Here is a 17181-nt window from a genome sequence, read left to right as displayed (position 1 = left end):
AAGGGAAGTCATGAGTACCGAGACGCTGGAGTTCCAGGCCGAGGCGCGGCAGCTGCTGGAGCTGATGGTCCACTCGATCTACTCGAACAAGGACATCTTCCTTCGCGAACTCATCTCCAACGCCTCTGATGCCCTGGACAAGCGGCGCCTGGCCGGCCTGCGGGACGACAGCCTCAAGACGGACGACCCGCACATCGAGATCGAGGCCGACAAGGAGGCCCGCACGCTGACCGTGCGGGACAACGGCATCGGCATGACGCGCGACGAGGTCGTGGGGCTGATCGGCACCATCGCCAAGTCCGGCACGGCGGAGACGCTGCGCCGGCTCAAGGAGAACAAGGGGAAGGACGGGAAGGAAGGCAAGACCGGGAAGGAGGGGAGCAAGGAGGGTACGGAGACGGCGGAGCTGATCGGGCAGTTCGGCGTCGGCTTCTACTCCGTGTTCATGGTCGCCGACAAGGTCACCCTGGTCACCCGCAAGGCCGGTGAGCCGACCGGCGTGCGCTGGGAGTCGGACGGCGACGGCACGTACACGATCGAGACCGTCGAGGACGCCCCGGAGGGCACGTCGGTCCATGTGCACCTGCGGCCCGCCGACGAGGAGGACGCGCTCTACGACTACACCGACGAAGCCAAGATCCGGGAGATCGTCAAGCGGTACTCGGACTTCATCTCCTTCCCCGTACGGATGGGGGAGTCCACCCTCAACTCGATGAAGGCGCTCTGGGCCCGCCCGCGCTCCGAGGTGAGCGAGGAGGAGTACCGGGAGTTCTACCGGCACATCAGCCACGACTGGACGGACCCGCTCGACATCATCCAGATGCGGGCCGAGGGCACCTTCGAGTACGAGGCCCTGCTGTTCCTGCCGTCGCGGGCCCCGCACGACCTCTACCAGCGCGACTCCCGCCACGGCCTCCAGCTGTACGTCAAGCGGGTGTTCATCCTGGACGACAGCCGCGAGCTCCTCCCCGACCACCTGCGCTTCGTCAAGGGCGTCGTGGACGCCGCCGACCTGTCGCTGAACATCTCCCGCGAGATCCTCCAGCAGGACCGGCACATCCAGCTCATCCGCCGCCGCCTGGCGAAGAAGATCCTGGCGTCCATCAAGGACCTGATGAACAAGGACGCCGAGAAGTACCGCACCTTCTGGCGCGAGTTCGGGCCCGCCGTCAAGGAGGGGCTCCTCGACCGGGCGGAGGACCACAAGGCGATCCTCGACATCGCGTCCTTCGCCTCCACCGCGGGCGAGGAGCCCACCACCCTGGCCGACTACCTCGGCCGGATGCCGGAGGGCCAGGACAAGATCTACTTCATGACCGGCGACAGCCGCGCCCAGATCGAGAACTCCCCGCACATGGAGGCGTTCCGGGCCAAGGGGTACGAGGTCCTGCTGCTCACCGACCCGGTGGACGAGATCTGGGTGGAGGCCGTCCGCGACCACGAGGGCAAGGAGTTCCAGTCCATCGCCCGCGGCGCGGTGGACCTGCCCTCCGACGAGGAGCCGTCGGAGGAGGAGGCCGGGGAGTACGCGGCCGTGCTGGCCTGGCTCAACGAGACGCTCGACGACGTCAAGGAGGTGCGCCTGACGACCCGGCTCACCAGCTCACCGGCGTGCCTGGTCAGCGACACGGACGGCCTCACGCCGGCGCTGGAGAAGATGTACAAGGCGATGGGCCAGGAGCTCCCGCCGGTCAAGCGCATCCTGGAGCTGAACCCGAAGCACCCGCTGGTCAGCGCGGTCAGGACGGCGCACGAGAAGCGGCCCGACGACCCGGAGCTGACCGGGACGGCCGAGCTGCTGTACGGCACCGCGCTGCTCGCGGAGGGCGGCGAGCTGGCCGACCCGGCCCGCTTCGCCGGCCTGCTGGCCGACCGCCTCAGCAGGACGGTCTGAGCACCGGCGCCCGGCGCCTTGCGACGGCGGCTGCCGCGCGTACGGAGGTACGCGCGGCAGCCCGGCCGGAGCGTCAGCGCCAGGCCCGTCGTTCCTGGCCGCGAGGGTCGTCGACCTGGGCCCACTCGGCGTCGACGCGCATCGTGGCCCGGCGCTCGTCGTCGTACGGGTCCCAGCCGGGGTCGCCGATCCTGGCGAACCGGACCCACGCGCCGTGCATGCGGGCGGCGAGATCCGCCGGGGGGCGGTCGGGGCCGAGCAGCCCGGTGGGCCCGTGGAGCCGCGGAAGGTGGGTGACGTCGAAGACGAAGGGCAGCTCGACCCCGTGGGTGGCGCCGAGCTCGCCGCCCAGGGCATGGGAGCGCCAGGCGAACTCGTACGCGTAGGTGCCGGACCCGGAGTGGGTGGCGTGTGCGTCGGCCAGGGCCCAACTGCCCGCGCCGAACAGCGCGTCGCCCAGGACGGCGGAGCGCAGCTCGCCGTAGGACGCCTCGGGCCGCGCCTTCCGGTACGCCTCGACGAGCCGCGCCGGTCGCGGGTGTGCGCGCGCCGCCGCCTCGTCGACGTCGCCGGCGGTCGAGGTGGCGTACTCGCCCACCGGAACCAGATAGAGGTTCCCTTCCTCGGCGTTGACCCCGATGACCAGGTCGACGTTCTTGCCGAGGCCGGCGGCGACGGCTCCGGCGGGCTGCGTGTCGAGCACCAGGCTGAAGGGGCTGAGCCCGCTCAGCGGGTCGTGGTGCGTGTCGGTCCGCAGGTCGAGGCCCACCAGCCGGGAGGCGGCTGCGACCAGACGGTCGTCGGAGATGTCCGCGAAGGCGTCGACGCGGGGCTCGACGCCCAGCGCCCCGGCGGCCGCCCGGGCGACGCGGGCACCCTGCTCGCGGGTGAAAGCGCCCAGTCCGCTACCGCTCTGGACGATCGCCCGGCGGAAGAGGCCCGCGGCTTCGGGAGCGGCGAGGACACCGCCGACGACGGTCGCCCCGGCCGACTGGCCGAAGAGGGTGACGTTGTGCGGGTCGCCGCCGAAGACGGCGATGTTCTCCTGGACCCAGCGCAGGGCGGCGACGACGTCGAGCAGGCCGCGGTTGGCGGGCGCGCCGGGCAGGTCGAGGAATCCGGCGATGCCGAGCCGGTAGTTGAGGGTGACGAGGACGACGCCGTCCCGGGCGAAGGCGGAGCCGTCGTACAGCGCGGACCGCGTCGATCCGGCGACGAACCCGCCGCCGTGGACGAACACCATGACCGGCAGGCCGCCGCCGCGGGCGGAGGGTGTCCAGACGTTGACGGTGAGGTAGTCCTCGCCGCGGCTCCAGCCGGTGCCGAAGTAGGGCGACATGTCGACGTTGCCGAGTCGGCGCTCGGCCTGCGGCGCGTTGGGCCCCGGGACGGTGGCGTCCCGTACGCCGTCCCACGGTGCGTGCGGCCGGGGTGGCGCGAAGCGGTCGGCGCCGCGGGGCGGGGCGGCGTAGGGGATGTTGAGGAAAGCGGCTGTGTCGCCGTGGATCAGGCCGCGGACGGTTCCCTGCGCCGTGGTCACGACGGGGTCGGGGTGGTGGCTCATGTCTCTCGTGTCTCTCCGCTCTTGTCGCTCCTTCCGCCGCTCTCAGCCCTGCCGGGCGCGGGTGTACGGGGCGAAGGGCGCCCAGCCCTTGATGGTGAACTTGTCTCCCGCGCGCGCCACTTCGGCGGCGCCGTGGCCGCCCAGATGCGCGGGGACCACCAGTGCGTTGTTGTCCGCCGCCCAGCCGAGGACCTTGCGGCGGGTGGCGCGGGCGGCCGCCGGGTCCTCGCAGAAGCAGCTGTTGCAGTCGGGTTCGAGGATCTGCACGGGGCTGTGCAGCATGTCCCCGACGAACACCGCGCGGTCCGACCCGGAGGCGAGGGTCAGCACGGAGGAGCCGGGGGTGTGTCCCGGAGCCGCGTCGAGCCGGAGGTCGGCGTCGATTTGGTGGCTGTTCTCCCACAGCACCGTCTGACCGGCCCTGTGCACCGGGGCCACGCTGTCCTCGAACACGTTCTGATTGCCGCGGCCTATCAGCGGCTCGTGACCGTTCTCGGGATTCCAGAAGTCGAAGTCGTCCTTCGGTATCAGATAGGTCGCGTTGGGGAAAGTGGGCACCCACTGCCGGTCGTCCAAGTACGTGTTCCAGCCGACGTGATCGATGTGGAGATGCGTGTTGATCACGATGTCCACGTCCTCGGGCGCGACACCGGCACGTGCGAGGTTGGCCAGGAAGTCTGTTTCGAGGCGGTTCCAGACCGGCGCGTACGGGCGGTCCTTGTGGTTGCCCACGCCGGTGTCGACCAGGATGGTCCTGCCTCCGCTGCGCAGCAGCCAGGTCTGGATCGCGGAGTTGACGACATCGGTGCCGGAGTCGAGGAAATGCGGGGAAAGCCAGGAGGAGTTGGCGTTCCACAATTCCTTCGGGCTTTCGGGGAAAAAGATGTCGGGCGACATGTCGACAGAGCCGAAGTACTCCCATATGCGTGTGATGGTGACGTTGCCGAGCGCTATTTGTTCCATGGGGTTTCCTTGGGAAAGTGAAGGTTTTCCGGAACCGTACGAGCGGCCTCGACGCCCGCGGTATCCGTCACGTGACTGCACCTGTGCGCAGAGCCGGGACACCGGGCGGCTAGGGTGCGGTCATGGCACCGGAGCTGGAGCCTGCTCCGGAGGCGGGGCAGCCGATCGTCGGCCGGGACGCGGAACTGGCGCGGCTCTTCCGCGCGGTGGGCCCGGTGTCGGCCGACCCGCCGCTGCTGCTGGTCGGCGACGTGGGCACGGGCAAGAGCGCGCTGCTGGAGCACGCCGTCCGCCGGGCCGAAGCAGGCGGTGCTCGCGTACTGCGGGCACAGGGCAGCGAGTCGGAGTCGAGCCTGGCGTTCGCCGCACTGCATCAGCTGCTGCGCCCGCTGCCGACCGAGACGGACGGACTGCCGGGAAGGCAGCGGGCCGCGCTGCGGGACGCCTTCGGCGAGGGGACGGCCACCTCGGAGCCCGATCTCATGCTGGTCGGGGTCGCTGTCCTGAACCTGCTGTCAGGCCTGGGGGACCACCATCCCGTGCTCGTGGTGCTGGACGACGCGCAGTGGTGCGATCGTGCCTCCTTGGACGCGCTGTCCTTCGTCGCCAGACGGCTGGAAGGCGAACCGGTCACGATGCTGATCGCCACCCGTGGTGGCGCTCAGCTCCCGGGATTCGACCGTCGGATGCCGACGCTGCGTCTGGGACCGCTCGACAACACCGCGGCCGACCGACTCCTGGACCTGCTGCCGAAGAGTCCCACCGGCCACACCCGGTCGCGCATCCTCGACCAGGCCGGCGGCAACCCCCTGGCCCTGGTGGAACTGACCAGGACAGCCGCGGCCCACGACACGGCCGAGGGTCTGCCGTCCGCGGGCCCGCTTCCGCTCACCGAGCACCTGGAGCGGATCCTCGCCGCCCGCCTGAGCGGCCTCCCCGCCGCCACCACGCGGGCCCTGCTGCTCCTCGCCGCGACGGACAGCGCCGACTCCACGCTCGCGGTCTCCGCGGGACTGCCGCACGCCGAGGACGCCGCCTGGCTGCCCGCCCGGGAGGCCGGGCTGGTCCGGCGGACCGGCCAGGACGTCCGCTTCAGCCACCCACTGGCCCGGTCCGCCGTGTACCACGCGGCGTCCGCGGACGCCCGGCGCGAGGCCCACCTGGCGCTCGCCCGGCTGCTGCGGGACGAACCGGACCGGCGCGCCTGGCACCTCGCCGCCGCCTGCGCCCACCCGGACGCGGCCGTGGCGGCGGAGCTGGAGCGGACCGCCGACCGGGCCCGTCGCCGCGGCGGCCACGCGGCGGCGGCCCACGCCCTGCGGCGCGCCGCGGAACTCGCACCGCGACGCGACGACAGCGCCCGGCTGCTGGTCGAAGCCGCCGCGGCGGCCGCGTACACCGGAGACCTCGCCTGGGTCGAGGAGCTGACCGCGGCGGTACGCGCGCGCACGGACGACGCGGCCCTGCTGGCCTCCGCCACCGTCCAGGCGGGACGGCTGGCGGTCCTGACCGTGCGGCACACCGCGGTCTTCTCCCGGCTGGCCGACGCGGCCGAGGAGCTCTTGACCGCGCAGCCGGCGGCCGGTCTCGACCTCGTGGCCGGCGCCGCCGTGGTCCGCTTCTACTCCGGAGAGGACACCCAACGCCGCCGTGTCCAGGACATCCTGCGGCGCCTTCCCGCGAACGCCGCCGACACCGGCATGCGCGCCTGGGCGGAGGCGGTGTCGGACCCCTTCGAGAACAGGCCCCGACTCCTCGCCCTGCTCCCGCGGTTGACCGTCGAGGCGGCAGCCCGGCCGGAACGGCTCACCGCCGTCGGGATCATGGCGTGGCTCCTCGACGAGACCCCGCAGGCCGTCCGCGCCTTCGACGAGGCCTTCGACCGCTGGGAAGCACGGGGCACGCTGCCCGAGGGGCTGGGCGGCGCGGTCGCCTGGGCCCACGCGGAGCGCGGGCGGTGGGAACAGGCACGCGAGGCCTGCGCCCGCACCACCGCGGTCGGCCGGGTGACGGGCCTCGACCACGCCGTGGCGTGTGCGGCCGCCGTGGACGCCACCCTGCTGGCGCACCAGGGCGACACGTCCGCCGCCCGGACCCGCGCCGAGGACGCGCTCGCCCTGATCGACCCGCTGGAGAGCCGCTCGGTCGCCGTCTACGCCCGTCGCGCGCTCGGTGCCGCGGCAGCCGCGGAAGGCGCCCACGAGACCGCGTACGCCCACCTCCGCACGGTCTTCACGGCGGACGGCGCGCCCGTCCACTACCACGCCTCCTACCCGGCCCTCGCGGACCTGGCGGCCGCCGCCGCGCGCTGCGGCCGCCACGCGGAGGCCGCGGCGGTCGTCGAGCACGCGGCAGCCGTGCTCGCCGACAACGCCTCACCCCGGCTGCGTGCGCTGATCAGCCGCGCCCGCGGCCTGCTCGCGGACCCCGAGGACGCCGAACCGCACTTCCGGGCGGCACTGGCGGACCCGGTGCTGCGGTACTGGCCCTTCGAACACGCGCAAACCCTGCTCGACCTCGCCGAGTGGCTGCGCCGCCGCCGGCGCGTCGCGGAGGCGCGCGCGCCCCTCACCGAGGCCCTGGAGATCTTCCGCCGCCTGAGCGCCCGCCCGTGGGCCGACCGCGCCCGCGCCGAAGCGCGCGCCGCCGGCCTCCATGTCGCGGACACGGCCCCCGACGCGCTCGCCGAACTCTCCCCGCAGCAGCGGCAGATCGTCCGGCTCGCCGCCCGCGGGCTGACCAACCGCGAGATCGGCGAAAGGCTCTTCCTCTCCCCGCGCACGGTCGGCTCACACCTCTACCGCACCTTCCCCAAGCTGGGCGTCACCGCCCGCTCCCAGCTGCGCGACCTCGTCGAACAGGCGCCCACGGGCTAATGGCGTCCCGCGCCGCAGCCGTGGCGGCGCTTGCAGCCCGCTCGGTGCTTCGCTCGCGTTCCGTGTCAGCCGGTTGCAACCCCCGGTTGCCAGACTCCTCCTGATCCAGCCGCTCGTCGTGGCCGCGCCCTCCCGTGTATCTGCCGGAGGACCATCCGCAAAGGAGCTCGCCCCATGTCCGCATCATCCGCGGTATCCCTCTCCGGCTCGGACCGGACGGCACAGTGGGTCAGGTCCGACCGGGACCGGCTCATTCACCCCAATCTCCCGAGCACCCGCACCGACCGCACCGTCATGGTCGAGGGCCAGGGCTGCTACGTACAAGACAGCTCGGGCAGGCGGTATCTGGACGCCGCGGCGGTGCTCGGCATGATGCAGGTGGGGCACGGGCGGCGCGAGATCGTCGAGGCCGCCGCCGCCCAGATGGGCACCCTGGAGTGCTTCCACCTCTGGGAGTCGATGAGCAACGACAAGGCGATCGAGCTGGCCGTGCGGCTGACCGACCTCGCGCCCGAGGGACTGGACCGTGTGTTCTTCACCAGCGGCGGCGCGGAGGGCAACGAGATCGCCCTGCGCATGGCCCGGTACTTCCACCACCGCAGGAACGAGCCCGACCGGACGTGGATCCTCTCCCGGAAGACCGCCTACCACGGCATCGCCTACGGCGCCGGAAGCGTGTCGGGTCTGCCCGTCTACCACGAGGGCTTCGGCCCCCCACTGCCCCACGTACACCACCTCACGGCGCCCGACCCGTACCAGACCGCCGCGTTCGAGGGCGAGGACGTCACCGAGTTCTGCCTGCGCGAGCTGCGGGAGACCATTGAACGCACAGGTCCTGACCGGATCGCGGCGATGATCGGCGAGCCCGTGATGAGCGTCGGCGGCGCGGTCGTCCCCCCGGCCGACTACTGGCCCCGCGTCGCCGAACTGCTGCGCTCCCACGGCATCCTCCTGATCTTCGACGAGGTCGTCACGGCGTACGGCAGGACCGGGCACTGGTTCGCCGCCGAACACTTCGGTGTGCGCCCGGATCTGCTGGTCACGGCCAAGGGCATCACCTCCGGCTACGTCCCGCACGGCGCGGTGCTCGTCACCGAAGAGGTGGCGGCCGCCGTGACCGGCCCGGCCGGCTTCCCGATCGGGTTCACGTACACCGGACACCCCACCGCCTGCGCGGTCGCGCTCGCCAACCTGGACCTGATCGAGCGGGAGAAACTGCTCGACAAGGCGACGACGACCGGCGATCACCTGGCCGACCGGCTGGCATCGCTCCGCGACCTGCCCGTCGTCGGGGACGTCCGGCAGATCGGTCTGATGGTGGGCGTCGAGCTCGTCGCGGACCAGACGGCACGGACCCAACTGCCCACAGGAACCGCCCCGGTGGCCCAGGCCCTGCGGGAGGAGGCCGGCATCATCCTGCGCGGCAACCCGCGCTCCCTGCTGATCAACCCTCCCTTGGTGATGGACCGCGCCACGGCGGACGAACTGGCCGACGGGCTCCACACCGTCCTCGCCCGCGTCGAGCCCGACGGCCGGATCCGCCCCTGACGCGCGCCCCGGCCGGCCGTCGCCCCGGCCCCTCCACCCGAGACCGTCGCGACCGAAGGGACACCTCATGCCACTCATGGACCTCAGCCCGGACGAACTCCTCACGACCACCCGCTCCGTACGCAAACGGCTCGACCTGACCCGGCCGGTTCCGCTGGAACTCGTCAAGGAATGCGTCGATGTCGCCCTTCAGGCGCCGACCGGCAGCAACCGGCAGAGCTGGCACTGGCTGGTCGTCACGGACCCGGCGCGGCGCGCCGAGATCGGCCGCCACTACCGGCGCGCGGTCAAGGAGTACCTGCGGTCGGAGGGAAACTGCGGGTCGCTGTTCCCCGAGGACCCGGCGCGCCACGCGGTGCAGCGGCGCGTCGGCGACAGCGTGGCCTACCTGGGCGACCACATGGCCGAGGTACCCGTACACGTCATCCCCTGCCTCGACGTGACCGAGGCTCCCGAGTACAACGAGGCGGGCAAGTGGGGGTCGATCATCCAGGCCGCCTGGAGCTACATGCTCGCGGCCCGGGCGCGCAGGCTTGGCACGGCCTGGACCACCCTGCACCTGATGTACGAGAAGGAGATCGCGGAGCTGCTCGGCCTGCCGGACGGCGTCGTCCAGGCGGCCCTGATCCCGACGGCCTACTCCATCGGCACGCACTTCAGGCCAGCCCCCCGGCAACCGCTCGACCACGTGCTCCACGTCGACTCCTGGTAGCCGGAGGTGCGGAACGCATGAAGAAGGACGACGGAGCACCTCTGCCGACGCGCAGACTCGGCGAACTGACCGTGCCCGCCCAGGGGTTGGGCTGCCTGAGCATGAGCTCCTTCTACGCTCCGGCCGACCCCGCCGAAGCCCTCGCCACCGTGCACCGCGCCATCGACCGGGGCGTCGCCCTGCTGGACACGGCGGACGTCCAGGGACTCGGCGAGGGCGAGCGCTTCCTCGGCCGGGCCCTCGTGGGCCGCCGGGACCGCGTACTGATCTCCACGAAGGCCGGCCTGGAGCGGGACCGGGACGGACGGTTCCTCGGCGTACGGGGCGACCGGACCTACATACGGGAGCGCTGCCACGCCTCGCTGCGCCGTCTCGGCGTCGACCACCTCGACCTCTACGTCAAGCACTGGGTGGCCCCGGGGGAGCGCATAGAGGAAGCGATCGGCGCCCTGGCGGAACTCGTCGCCGAGGGCAAGGTGCGTCACCTGTGCCTGTCCGAGGTCTCCGCCGACACCCTGCGCCGCGCCCACGCCGTACACCCCATCACCGCCGTCCAGAGCGAGTGGTCGCTGTGGACCCGCGGCATCGAGGACGAAGTGGTGCCCGCATGCCGGGAGTTGGGGGTCGGGATCATCGCGTCCTGCCCGCTGGGGCGCGGTCTGCTGACCGGGCGGGTCGCCTCGCTCGCGGACCTCGGTCCCGCGGCGGACTTCCGGCGCTCCCTGCCGCGTTTCGGCCCCACGAACCTCGTACGCAATCAAGCGATCGTGACGGCGTTGCGTCCGCTGGCTGCGCGGCGTGGCCTGAGCCTCGCCCAACTGGCCCTGGCCTGGCTGCACCACCAGGGCGAGGACGTCGTACCCATCCCGGGCACCTGCCGCCGCGGCCACCTGGCGGAGAACCTCGCCGCGGCCTTCGTCGAACTCTCCGCCGAGGAGCTGCGAGCCGTCGCGGACGCGGTCCCTGCGGCGGCCGTCCACGGCGAACGGTACCCGCCCTTCCTGATGCGGCTCGTGGACAACTGAGCCGCCCCGGCGACAGCAGAGGACGAGAGAGCGTGAAATTCCTGCAACTCGACCATGACGCCTGCGACAGGCTCCTGCCCGGTCTGGCGGGCCGCCTGGCCGACATACCGTTCGAGCAGCTGGAGTCCCCGGAGAGCCCCGCCATCGCGCTGTTCAAGGAGTACGGCGGCACCAACCTCCTCATCCCCCGGGACCACGGCGGCATCGGCGCCTGTGCGCTCGACGCCGTCCGGGTGATCCGCGCGCTGGCGTCGCTGGCGCCGTCCCTCGCGGTGGCCACGGCGATGCACCACTTCTCGGTCGGCATGCTCTTCTCCGTCGGGCCGTACTACGCGAGCAGCACCGGCATCCGCGCGTCCGTGCTCGACGTGGTCGCCGAGAACCGGTCACTGATCGCGTCGGGCTACGCGGAGGGGCGCTCCGGGCACGGCATCCTCACCCCGACGGTCGAGGCCCGTGAGACGGCCGGCGGCTATCTCGTCAGCGGTTCCAAGAAGCCGTGCAGCCTCTCGCGTTCGATGGACCTCCTCACCGCGAGCGTCGCGCTGCGCGGAGCCGACGGGCGCGCCGAGATGGGGCTCCTGGTGCTGCCCGCGGACACCCCGGGCATCTCCGTCCACGACTTCTGGTCGACGTTTCCGCTGGTCGGCGCGGAGAGCCACGAAGTCCGCCTGACCGATGTGTTCGCGGGGGCGGAGCACATCCTCCGTGCGCCGGCGAACACCGCCGAGCGGCTGGACGAGCTGAACGAAGCCGGTGTGATCTGGTTCCAGATGATCGTCGCCGCCTCCTACACGGGAGTGGCCAGCGGGCTGGTCGACCTCGTGCTGCGCGGGGAGCGCGGGTCGGCCGGGGAACGCGCCGGCCTGTGTCTGCTCATCGACTCGGCGGCATCCCTCGTGGAGGGGGTCGCCCGCCGGATCATGGACGGCGATCTCGGCAACGACTGCGCCGCCGCCTCCCTGTTCACCCGCTTCTCCGTGCAGTCCATCATCACCAGGGCCGTCGCGCAGGCGGTGGAGATGCTGGGCGGCATGGCCTTCATCACTTCCCCGAAGATCGCCTATCTGGCCTCCGCGGCACAGGCCGTCGTCTTCCATCCGCCGTCGCGGATGAGCATGAGCGATGCGGTCGTCGACTACTTCACGGGGAAGCCGCTGTTCTTCGCCTAGCCACCGTCATCGGCACACATGGGTGCGGGGGCCGCCCCGGTCGGCGGCGGCCCCCGCAGCCGTGCGCCCGATCAGTGCCGCGGCACGAAGTCCACGACGTCACCGGCTCGTTCCCCGCCGGACAGCTGGCCGCCCCGGTCGGTGCGGATGTAGACGCGGTGCAGCCACCTGTCCTTGCCGTCCCAGCGCGGCGTGAACGGCGTGCGGGCGTGCGTCGTACGGAAGTTGTCCACGATCAGCAGGTCGCCCGGGACCAGGTACACCGCCTCGCGCACTTCGTCGAGGGCCTTCGAGAGGACGGAGACGGCCTCGACGTCGGCGGAGTCCCGCGGCGCGAGCAGCTCGCGGTCGTAGCCGAGGAACGGGTCGAGCGGGTCGCCGTAGAGCGGCTTGACGTCGGCGATCGCGCCCGGATCCTCGACGCCGCCGTGGAAGGCGACGTCCACGCGGCAGGGCAGGGGCCTGTCGAAGAGACGGGCGCGGACGTCGTCCGGGAGCAGCGGGAGCGCCTTGCGGACCGAGCCCACGAGGGTCGCCGCCGTGCGCTCGTGGTCCGCCCGGGAGCAGGCGAGCATGACGTAGTTCGGCTGGCGCACGTGGTAGGCCATCTCGGTGTGGAATTCGAGCAGGGTCTCGGAGGTCTCGGAGGAGAGGTAGTGCGCGCCGGGCGACGGATAGACGTCGTGGTACACGGTGGCGGAGCGCAGTTCGCGGTAGCCGGTGTGCAGGCCGAGACGGCGGCCGACGAGGGCGAGCATGGCCTCCTGGTTCAGCAGCGGCCGGTCCACGGGGGCGGGCGTGCTGTCGGGGGTGGGGGGCAGGGCGTCGTCGTCCTCCACCGGCAGGCCGCGCAGCAGCAGGTATCCGTCCCGGTTGCCGTCCGCGTCGAAGTCGTCAAGCGCCGCCGCCAGGGGTGCGGGGAGCGCGTCGGCCAGGGTGCCCGCCGCGGCCAGGAACCCGTGGAGGTCGGCACGGGGGACCCGTGGCAGCCGCCCGGCCAGCGCGAGCAGGTCCGCACGGTGCGCGGAGCAGTCGAGCACGGTCATGAGGTGGTCCTTTCTCGGGAGAGGGCGCGGGCGTACTGGTACAGCAGCTCCGCGCCGATTTCGGTGGCCAGGACGGAGGTGATGCCGCCGTGGTCGTACAGCGGTGAGACCTCCATGACGTCGAAGCCCACGGGCCGCAGATCACCGATGCCGCGCAGCAGCGCGAGCACCTCGCGCGAGGTGGGGCCGCCGGGGGCGGGCGTGCCGGTGCCCGGCGCGAACGCCGGGTCGACGACGTCGATGTCCACCGACACGTACACCGGCCCGTCACCGACGCGGGCGCGGACCAGCCGCTGGGTGCTCTCGGTGCCGAGCCGGCAGAATTCGTCGGAGGTGACGATCCGTACGCCGTGGCCGCGGGCGTAGTCGAGTGAGTCGGGCCGCGGGTTGTGGCCGCGGATGCCGATCTGCACCATCCGCTCCGGATCGACGATCTTCTCCTCGATGGCGTGCCGGAAGGGCGTGCCGTGGTGGTATTCGCCGCCGTAGAAGGCGGGGTTGGTGTCGGAGTGCGCGTCCAGGTGCAGGACGGCGACGGGACCGTGCCGGGACGCGACGGCGCGCAGCGCGGCCAGCGTCAGCGAGTGGTCGCCGCCGATCATGAGGAAGGCGGCGTTGTCGGCGAGCAGACCGGTCAGTCTCTGTTCGGCCGTGGCCATGGCGATGTGCATGTTGAACGGGGTCAGGTCGATGTCCCCCGCGTCGACGCAGTCGATCAGGTCGAAGGTGCCGGGCCCGCGGTCGATGCCGACGCCGTGGATGAGCCCGGACTCGTTGCGGACGGCGCGCGGCCCGAAGCGCGCCCCCGGCCGGTAGCTGGTTCCGCCGTCGTAGGGGGCGCCGATGACCACGACGTCCTTGCCGCGCGGTGCGGAGTCGTGCGGCAGGCGCATGAACGTGGGGATCTGCGCGTAGCGGGGGGAGACGGTGGTGTCGATGCGTTCCACGGTGCGGTCCCTCCTTTCCTGTACCGCGATGTCAGCGCGGGGTCGGGTGGGGGTGGTGCGCCGTTCGGCCGGTGACCAGCTCGACCACCGCGTCGACCGCCACCTCGTCCGGATGCCGCCCTCCGGCGACGACCTGGTCGTAAATCTCCTCCACGACCAGGCGTTTGGCGTGGCGCACCCGGCTTTCGGGGACACCGGCGTCGGCCAGGAGCCGGGAGAACGACGACGTGGTGCCCGAGCCCTCGTGCACGCCGAGCTTGGGGCGGACGACGACCTCGTGCGGCAGGACATCGCCCAGGGCGGCGCGCAGCACCCACTTGTCGCGTCCGTGGCGGCGCTTGAGACCGGCCTCCAGCGACACCAGTACGTCGAGCACGTCGCGGTCCCAGTAGGGGTGCGTCGACCAGTGGCCGGCCATCGAGGAGAGCGTCGGTGTCATCTCGTTGAGGCCGTCGAAGGTGTCCATGTCGTGGCAGACCGCCGTGTCCAGTTGAGGCAGCCGGCTCTCGCGGTGCATGCCTCCGAGAGGGATATCGGCCCCGTAGCCGGTGAGGATGCGCCGGCGGGTGTCGCCCGGGCCGTCGCCTTCCGTGTCCCCCTCGCCTTCCGTGCCGCCGAGGCGCAGGTACAGCGCGGTCAGCGGCAGCAGGTACTCGATGACGTCCGGGTCCGTGCACTCGGCTGCCCAGACCGCGTGCGGCAGCCCGAGCAGCAGGTCGGCGGCCGGCACGGTGATCTCCCGGTGCGCGGAGCCGAGGTGCCGGGCGACGACGCGTGCCTGCGGGAACTCGTCGGCTTCGTCGGTGCCCATCGAGACCGTGTCGACCGGCCCGGCCGACCGGCCCGCGGCCAGCGCCGCGACCCCGGAGGAGTCGACGCCGCCCGACAGCACCACCAGCGGTGTGCCGGGGCCCGTGCGGGCCCGCACCGCACGTTCCAGCACGCGGCGGACGGTGTCGACCGCCTCGTCCTCCGGCAGGACCCGGCGGGCCAGCGGTGGCGTCCACGTGCGGTGGGCGACGCACGTCCCGGTCGGCACCTGGATGTCGAGGACCGTGCCGGCCGGGACCTGGCAGGTGCCGGGTTGGCGGCGCACCGGCCGCCCCTGGGGGAGGGGCCGCCCTTGCGGGGCGGCTCCCCGCAACGCCTTCGCCTCCGTCGCCGCCAGGACCCGGCCGGGGGCGACGCAGACGTACAGGGGCACCGATCCGGCGTGGTCCGTGGCGAGAACGGCGCGTTCGCGGTCCGTGAGCAGCGCGGCGAACCGGCCGTTGAGCAGCCGGAAGGCATGGACGCCGTAGACGTCGAAGAGGGCGAGGACGAGCGCGGCGTCGCTGTCCGGCGAGGCGCGGCCGGGCAGCGACCCGATCAGTTCGTCCCGGTTGTACAGCTCCCCGGCGAGGACCAGCGTCCTGCCCCGCCCGCGTGCGTACGCCTCCTCCGGCGCCCCGGAGTGCAGAAGTACGGTGTGCAGACTCCGGTCGGCCGTTCGCTCGTCCCACCGTTCCCTGGCGCCGCGGGCCGCGAAGCGCGGGTCGAGCGGCCGGGCGCCGTTCTGGCGGACCTCGGTCAGGAAACCGAAGGCGGGGAGCAGGTTCGCCGCCATGGCTCAGATGGTCAGAGCGGCGAAACTGCCGGCCTGGAAGTCGTAGTTCACCGGTACCTCGATCAGGAACGGCCGCCCCAGACCGGCCCCCTTGCGCAGCGCGGCGAGCAGCTCCTCGCGGCTGGTGGCCCTGGTGGCCTCCACGCCGTTGGCGCGGGCCAGCGCGGTGAAGTCGACGCCGGTGAACTTCACCGCCGGGTCGTGGGAACGGTGGTGGCCGATGTTCTGGTAGAGCTCGATGAGGCCGTTGGCGTCGTTGTTGACGACGACGGTGACGATCGGCAGGTTGAGCCGGGCGATGGTCTCCAGGTCGGCGCTGTTGGAGTGGAAGCCGCCGTCGCCCGCGATGAGGAAGGTCGGCTGTCCCGGCCGGGCGAGCTGGGCGCCGATGGCCGCCGGGATGCCGTAGCCGAAGCTGGAGCAGCCGGCGGAGGTGAGGAAGCCGAAGGGCTGGTCGGCGCGGGCGAAGAGCACGCCGTAGTGCCGGAAGAACCCGATGTCGGAGACGATGGTGCCCTCGCCCGCCTCGGCCGTCTCGGCCATGACGGTGTTCATGGAGTCCATCACCTGGTGGACGCGCAGGCCGTCGTCGTAGTGACGGGGGTCGGCCAGGAACTCCGCGATCCGTTCCCGCAGCGGCGAGATGTCGTGCGGGGTCTTCGCGGCGAGGCCCTCGGTGTGCCGGTCGAGGTGCTCCACGAAGGCCAGTACGTCGGTGACGACGTCGAGGTCCGGACGGTAGACGCGCGGCACCGGGTTGGCCGTGGGCGACACCCTGACCGTGGTCTTGTCCGCGCCGCGCCGCCACATCGAGGGGCGCAGGTCCTCCGCGTAGTCGTAGCCCAGCGTGAGGACGAGGTCCGCGGGTCCGAACAGGGCGTCCAGGGCGGGGAAGGACAGGATGCCGTCCATGTAGCCGGTGACCGCGCCGTAGTTCAGCTCGTGCCCGTGCGGCAGCACGCCCTTGGCGATGTAGGTGGTGATGACCGGGATCCGCAGCCGCTCGGCGAGGGCACGCAGGGCGGGCACGGCCCCGGAGCGGATCGCCGCGGCGCCGACGACCAGGACGGGATGGCGCGCCGTGCGGACCAGTTCGGCCGCCTTCAGGGCGGCCTCCTGCCAGCCGTCCTCGACCGCGCCGACCGGCTTGGCGGGGAGCCTGGCCGGGGGCCGCGGCCGGGAGGTGTCGACCTCGCTGCCGAGCAGGTCGACGGGGAGGGAGATGAAGCTGGGCCCGACCGGTTCGGTCATCGCCGCGCTCATCGCCGAGTCCACCAGGTCCTCTATGTCGGCGGGCCGTTCGAGCTCCACCGCGTACTTGGTCATCGGGCGCATGACCGACACCGAGTCGAGGCACTGGTGCGTGTCGTTGGGGAAGATGTCGTGCGACTCCGACTGGGCGGCGAGCGCGACGACGGGTGACCGGTCGAGGACGGAGGTGGCGACCCCCGTGGTCAGGTTGGTCATGCCGGGGCCGAGCGTGGCCCAGCACGCCTGTGGGCGGCCGCTGATGCGGGCCAGCACGTCGGCCGCGACGCCGGCGGTGAACTCGTGCCGGGTCAGCACGAAGTCGATGCCGTCCGCCTCGTCGAAGAGGATCGACGCGGCCTCGCGGCCGACCACCCCGAACACGGTGCGCACGCCGTGGTCGTGGAGCCGTCGCAACAGGGCGTGGGCGGTCGTCGGGTTGCTGCTCGGGCCGGTGGAGACTCGTGACATGGCGGTTCCTCTGCGTCGAGACGGATGATGGCCGCGCCTGGGGGTGCTTCCGGCGTACGGGCTGTGCGGAGCCGAGGAGGTTCTCCGGCGGCTGCTGGCCACTGTGCCG

The 17181-nt window shown here is 72.2% G+C and carries 12 protein-coding genes; 6 read left to right on the top strand and 6 right to left on the bottom strand.

The annotated features are described in order from the left end of the window. Nucleotides 1–10 precede the first annotated feature (10 nt). Nucleotides 11–1894 carry a molecular chaperone HtpG gene (gene htpG, locus ACZ4Z4_RS07155; protein WP_468323386.1) on the top strand — a complete coding sequence of 628 codons (1884 nt, stop codon included), beginning with the start codon at nt 11–13 and terminating at the stop codon, nt 1892–1894. A 73-nt stretch (nt 1895–1967) separates the two neighbouring features. Here htpG and ACZ4Z4_RS07150 read toward each other — a convergent pair whose 3' ends face one another. Further along, nucleotides 1968–3458, bottom strand: a complete 1491-nt coding sequence (locus ACZ4Z4_RS07150; RefSeq protein WP_468323384.1) for a carboxylesterase/lipase family protein — start codon at nt 3456–3458, stop codon at nt 1968–1970. Nucleotides 3459–3500: 42 nt separating this feature from the next. Next, nucleotides 3501–4421 (bottom strand): MBL fold metallo-hydrolase, encoded by a 921-nt coding sequence (locus tag ACZ4Z4_RS07145; RefSeq protein WP_468323382.1) that lies wholly within the window; start codon nt 4419–4421, stop codon nt 3501–3503. Nucleotides 4422–4543: 122 nt separating this feature from the next. Between ACZ4Z4_RS07145 and ACZ4Z4_RS07140 the strand changes: the two genes are divergently transcribed. The 5 genes from ACZ4Z4_RS07140 to ACZ4Z4_RS07120 all read left to right on the top strand — a co-directional run bounded on the left by ACZ4Z4_RS07140 (nt 4544) and on the right by ACZ4Z4_RS07120 (nt 11754). After that, a complete protein-coding gene (locus tag ACZ4Z4_RS07140) occupies nt 4544–7297 on the top strand; it encodes a helix-turn-helix transcriptional regulator (RefSeq protein WP_468323381.1) in 2754 nt (917 codons plus the stop codon). A 174-nt stretch (nt 7298–7471) separates the two neighbouring features. After that, complete coding sequence (locus tag ACZ4Z4_RS07135; RefSeq protein WP_468323378.1) at nt 7472–8845, top strand: aminotransferase family protein; 1374 nt, start codon at nt 7472–7474, stop codon at nt 8843–8845. Between the two features lie 67 nt (nt 8846–8912). After that, nucleotides 8913–9557 carry a nitroreductase family protein gene (locus ACZ4Z4_RS07130; RefSeq protein WP_468323375.1) on the top strand — a complete coding sequence of 215 codons (645 nt, stop codon included), beginning with the start codon at nt 8913–8915 and terminating at the stop codon, nt 9555–9557. A 17-nt stretch (nt 9558–9574) separates the two neighbouring features. Continuing rightward, on the top strand, nt 9575–10582 hold the full coding sequence (locus ACZ4Z4_RS07125) for an aldo/keto reductase (protein ID WP_468323372.1): 1008 nt from the start codon (nt 9575–9577) through the stop codon (nt 10580–10582). A gap of 32 nt (nt 10583–10614) precedes the next feature. After that, a complete protein-coding gene (locus tag ACZ4Z4_RS07120) occupies nt 10615–11754 on the top strand; it encodes an acyl-CoA dehydrogenase (RefSeq protein WP_468323370.1) in 1140 nt (379 codons plus the stop codon). A 71-nt stretch (nt 11755–11825) separates the two neighbouring features. Here ACZ4Z4_RS07120 and cs1 read toward each other — a convergent pair whose 3' ends face one another. The 4 genes from cs1 to ACZ4Z4_RS07100 are packed head-to-tail and all read right to left on the bottom strand — an operon-like array spanning nt 11826 to nt 17072. Continuing rightward, entirely contained in the window at nt 11826–12800 is a 975-nt protein-coding gene (cs1, locus tag ACZ4Z4_RS07115) for a clavaminate synthase Cs1 (RefSeq protein ID WP_468323367.1), read from the bottom strand. After that, on the bottom strand, nt 12797–13747 hold the full coding sequence (gene speB, locus ACZ4Z4_RS07110) for an agmatinase (protein WP_468323364.1): 951 nt from the start codon (nt 13745–13747) through the stop codon (nt 12797–12799). The genes cs1 and speB overlap by 4 nt, the downstream gene beginning before the upstream one ends. Before the next feature lie 31 nt (nt 13748–13778). Next, on the bottom strand, nt 13779–15353 hold the full coding sequence (locus tag ACZ4Z4_RS07105) for an asparagine synthase-related protein (RefSeq protein ID WP_468323361.1): 1575 nt from the start codon (nt 15351–15353) through the stop codon (nt 13779–13781). 3 nt (nt 15354–15356) lie between these two features. Beyond that, entirely contained in the window at nt 15357–17072 is a 1716-nt protein-coding gene (locus tag ACZ4Z4_RS07100) for a thiamine pyrophosphate-binding protein (protein ID WP_468323359.1), read from the bottom strand. Nucleotides 17073–17181: the final 109 nt, after the last annotated feature.

It is taken from the genome of Streptomyces sp. NPDC030245 (assembly GCF_055572995.1).
The sequence above is the reverse complement of the archived record's forward strand: the minus strand, read 5'-3'. Positions and strand labels throughout refer to the sequence as shown.

What these genes read in the sequence shown, in the direction of transcription:
- htpG (WP_468323386.1), top strand. Translation starts at nt 11, where the DNA reads ATGAGTACCGAGACGCTGGAGTTCCAGGCCGAGGCGCGGCAGCTGCTG.
- ACZ4Z4_RS07125 (WP_468323372.1), top strand. Translation starts at nt 9,575, where the DNA reads ATGAAGAAGGACGACGGAGCACCTCTGCCGACGCGCAGACTCGGCGAA.
- ACZ4Z4_RS07135 (WP_468323378.1), top strand. Translation starts at nt 7,472, where the DNA reads ATGTCCGCATCATCCGCGGTATCCCTCTCCGGCTCGGACCGGACGGCA.
- ACZ4Z4_RS07140 (WP_468323381.1), top strand. Translation starts at nt 4,544, where the DNA reads ATGGCACCGGAGCTGGAGCCTGCTCCGGAGGCGGGGCAGCCGATCGTC.
- ACZ4Z4_RS07100 (WP_468323359.1), bottom strand. Translation starts at nt 17,072, where the DNA reads ATGTCACGAGTCTCCACCGGCCCGAGCAGCAACCCGACGACCGCCCAC.
- ACZ4Z4_RS07105 (WP_468323361.1), bottom strand. Translation starts at nt 15,353, where the DNA reads ATGGCGGCGAACCTGCTCCCCGCCTTCGGTTTCCTGACCGAGGTCCGC.
- ACZ4Z4_RS07130 (WP_468323375.1), top strand. Translation starts at nt 8,913, where the DNA reads ATGCCACTCATGGACCTCAGCCCGGACGAACTCCTCACGACCACCCGC.
- ACZ4Z4_RS07150 (WP_468323384.1), bottom strand. Translation starts at nt 3,458, where the DNA reads ATGAGCCACCACCCCGACCCCGTCGTGACCACGGCGCAGGGAACCGTC.
- cs1 (WP_468323367.1), bottom strand. Translation starts at nt 12,800, where the DNA reads ATGACCGTGCTCGACTGCTCCGCGCACCGTGCGGACCTGCTCGCGCTG.
- ACZ4Z4_RS07145 (WP_468323382.1), bottom strand. Translation starts at nt 4,421, where the DNA reads ATGGAACAAATAGCGCTCGGCAACGTCACCATCACACGCATATGGGAG.